This window comes from Dyella sp. 01N36 (assembly GCF_056399745.1).
In genome coordinates, this window is record NZ_JBFTRY010000298.1 from 1 (window position 1) to 3,725 (window position 3,725).

The window sequence follows — 3,725 nt, forward strand, 5'->3', positions numbered from 1 at the left end:
TCGTGATGGTGACGCTCGCCGCCGTCATCCTTGGCGGCCTGGCGATGCTCGCGGCTCTTACCAAGTTCCGTCTGTGGGGTTACCTGTGGAASGASTGGTTCACCTCGGTSGACCAYAAGAAGATCGGCATCATGTACATCATCGTGGCGCTGGTCATGCTGCTGCGCGGTTTCGCCGATGCGCTGATGATGCGTTTGCAGCAGGCGACGGCTGCGGCCGATKCGGCCGGYTACCTGCCKCCRCAYCACTWCGAYCAGRTSTTCACCGCCCAYGGCGTGATCATGATCTTCTTCGTGGCGATGCCGCTGATSACSGGCCTGATGAACMTGGTSGTGCCGCTGCAGATCGGCGCGCGCGACGTGGCKTWYCCGTTCCTCAACWCGCTSAGCTTCTGGCTGTTCCTGTCGGGCGTGTTCCTGGTGATGGTGTCGCTGTTCGTCGGCGACTTCGCCGCGACCGGCTGGCTGGCGTATCCGCCGCTGTCGGGGCTTGATTACAGTCCAACGGTTGGCGTCGATTACTACATCTGGGCACTGCAGTTATCCGGCCTGGGCACCACGCTGAGCGGCATCAACTTCATCGTGACCATCATGAAGATGCGCACGCCCGGCATGACGCTGATGAAGATGCCGGTGTTCACCTGGACGGCGCTGGTCACCAACATCCTGATCGTGGCCGCGTTCCCGATCCTCACGGTGACGCTGGCGCTGCTCACGGCGGATCGTTATCTCGGCATGCACTTCTTCACCAACGATCTTGGCGGCAACGCCATGATGTACGTGAACCTGATCTGGATCTGGGGCCACCCCGAGGTCTACATCCTGGTGCTGCCGTGCTTTGGCGCGTACTCGGAAATCGTCGCCACGTTCTCCAAGAAGCCGCTGTTCGGTTACAAGTCGATGGTGTACGCCACCTCGGCGATCGGCGTGCTGTCGTTCCTGGTGTGGCTGCACCACTTCTTCACCATGGGTTCGGGTGCCAACGTCAATGCCTTCTTCGGCATCATGACGATGATCATCTCGGTGCCTACCGGCGCGAAGCTGTTCAACTGGTTGTTCACCATGTACCGCGGCCGCGTCGAAATGACCGTGCCGATGCTGTGGACGATCGGCTTCATGGTTACCTTCGTGGTGGGCGGCGTCACCGGCGTGCTGATGGCGGTGCCGGGTGCGGACTTCGTCCTGCACAACAGCGTGTTCCTGATCGCGCACTTCCATAACGTGATCATCGGCGGCGTGGTGTTCGGCTGCCTGGCGGCGATCAACTACTGGTTTCCCAAGGCGTTTGGCTTCCGCTTGAACGAGGCCTGGGGCAAGGCGTCGTTCTGGTGCTGGCTGGTCGGTTTCTACGTGGCCTTCGTGCCGCTGTACATCCTCGGCCTCAAGGGCATGACGCGTCGCATGAACCACTATGCGAACCCCGATTGGCAGCCTTACCTGATCGTCGCCGCCATCGGCGCGGCGATCATCGCGGCCGGCATTTTCTGCATCCTGGTGCAGTTCTACGTCAGCGTGCGCGACCGCAAGAAGCTCACCGATCCCAGCGGCGACCCGTGGGGTGGCCGCACCCTGGAATGGTCGATCAGCTCGCCCGCACCGTTCTACAACTTTGCAACGCTCCCCCAGGTCCGTGAACTGGACCAGTTCTGGGAAGACAAACAAAACGGAGTCGCCTACGTGCAACCTGCCAAGTACGAAGACATTCACATGCCCCGCAACACCGGCGTCGGTGTGGTCATGGGCGCGTTCGGTACGGTCCTGGGTTTTGCCCTGGTGTGGCACATCTGGTGGATGGCGGCGATCGGCCTGCTCGGCATGATTGCGTCCTTCATCGTGCGCGCCTACGACCGCGACGTCGATTACTGGGTGCCGGCGGCCGAAGTGGAGCGCATCGAGCGTTCGCGTCACGCCCAGCTCAAGCAGTTCCAGACCACGCAGGTGGCTCCGGTGGCGGCGCCGCAGCGTCAGAAGGTGGCGTAAGTCATGAGCAGTCCTGCAGTAAGCGCCGCCCACGGCGCGCTCGACGGCATCTCCCACGGGGGAGATGCCCATCACCACGACGATGGATCCAAGACCCTGCTGGGGTTCTGGATCTATCTGATGAGCGACTGCCTGATCTTCTCGGGCCTGTTCGCGACCTTCGCCGTGCTGGGCAACGCCACCGCCGGCGGCCCCAGCGGCAAGGAGCTGTTCGAACTGCCGTACGTGCTCGGCGAGACCATGCTGCTGCTGATCTCGTCGGTCACCTTCGGCATGGCCATGCTCGCCATGCACGCCGGCAAGAAGAACCAGCTGCTGGCGTGGCTGGCGGTGACCTTCGTGTTTGGTGCCGGCTTCATCGGCATGGAAGTGCATGAGTTCGCCAAGCTGATCGCCGACGGCGCCGGTCCGAGCCGCAGTGCGTTCCTGTCCAGCTACTTCACCCTGGTCGGCACCCACGGTCTGCACGTGACCTGCGGCCTGATCTGGCTGGTGGTGATGATGGACCAGATGCGCCGCTACGGCCTGACCGACGCGACCCRTCGCCGTCTGTCCTGCCTGAGCCTGTTCTGGCATTTCCTGGACATCGTCTGGATCTGCGTCTTCACCTTTGTCTACCTGCGGGGGGCCATCTGATGTCCGCCAATCATTCCCCCCACGACGCGGCCCATCACGACGCCGCCCACGGCAGCACCAAGTCCTACCTGATCGGCTTCGTGCTGTCGGTGGTGCTGACCCTGGCCTCGTTCGGCGTAGTCATGAGCGGCAAGGTCCCGCACGACCTGATGATGCCCGGCATCATCGTGTTCGGCGTGGCCCAGCTGATCGTGCAGCTGGTCTACTTCCTGCACATGGGCACCTCGCCCTCGCAGCGCGGCAACCTCGCCATCATGCTGTTCACCTTGCTGATCCTGGCCATCGTGGTGATCGGCTCGCTGTGGGTGCTGCACAACATGAATGTGAACATGATGCACCCGACGTCGCAGATGGTGCCGGTGGAGTAAGCCGGGGCTGCTGCGTGACGACCAAGGCGCCCTCGGGCGCCTTTGTTGTTTTTAGCCCGTCATTCCGGCGCAGGCCGGAATCCAGTAGCGGCAAACCCTCGCGGTAGAACCGTTCTTCCTCTAAAATGCCGATTTCCAGCACGGCTGCATCCCATGACCCCCCTGATTTTCGTCACCGGCGGTGTGGTGTCCTCTCTTGGCAAGGGCATCGCCGCGGCGTCGCTGGCTTCCATCCTGGAAGCGCGTGGCCTCTCGGTCACCATGATGAAGCTCGATCCCTATATCAATGTGGATCCCGGCACCATGAGCCCCTTCCAGCACGGCGAGGTCTACGTGACCGACGACGGTGCCGAGACCGACCTGGACCTGGGTCACTACGAGCGCTTCGTCAATACGCGCCTGACGGGCAAGAACTCCATCACCACCGGCAAGATCTACGAATCGGTGATCCGCAAGGAGCGCCGGGGCGACTATCTGGGCGCCACCGTGCAGGTGATTCCGCATATCACCGACGAGATCAAGCACTGCATCCATGAGGCCACCCGCGGCTACGACGTGGCGATGGTCGAGATCGGCGGCACCGTGGGCGATATCGAGTCGCTGCCGTTCCTGGAGGCGATCCGCCAGCTGCGCATCGAGCACGGCCCGGAAAAGGTGATGTTCATGCACCTGACCCTGGTGCCCTACATCAAGGCCGCCGGCGAGATCAAAACCAAGCCGACCCAGCATTCGGTGAAGGAGC

General features: G+C 62.5%; 4 protein-coding genes. All 4 read left to right on the forward strand.

Going from position 1 to position 3,725, the window contains the following annotated elements; all coding sequences use genetic code 11:
- The first annotated feature begins 2 nt into the window (after nt 1-2).
- Entirely contained in the window at nt 3-1,979 is a 1,977-nt protein-coding gene (cyoB, locus tag AC1DMG_RS21265; protein WP_477181069.1) for a cytochrome o ubiquinol oxidase subunit I, read from the forward strand.
- A 3-nt stretch (nt 1,980-1,982) separates the two neighbouring features.
- Entirely contained in the window at nt 1,983-2,615 is a 633-nt protein-coding gene (gene cyoC, locus AC1DMG_RS21270) for a cytochrome o ubiquinol oxidase subunit III (protein ID WP_477181070.1), read from the forward strand.
- A complete protein-coding gene (cyoD, locus tag AC1DMG_RS21275; protein ID WP_477177877.1) occupies nt 2,615-2,983 on the forward strand; it encodes a cytochrome o ubiquinol oxidase subunit IV in 369 nt (122 codons plus the stop codon). Before cyoC ends, cyoD begins: the two co-directional genes overlap by 1 nt.
- 153 nt (nt 2,984-3,136) lie before the next feature.
- Nucleotides 3,137-3,725 (forward strand): CTP synthase (locus tag AC1DMG_RS21280; RefSeq protein WP_477181071.1); only part of this gene is annotated, 589 nt, incomplete at its 3' end.

Bases quoted from the DNA above. Each gene is read 5' to 3' on its own strand.
- cyoD (WP_477177877.1), top strand. From the start codon at position 2,615: ATGTCCGCCAATCATTCCCCCCACGACGCGGCCCATCACGACGCCGCC.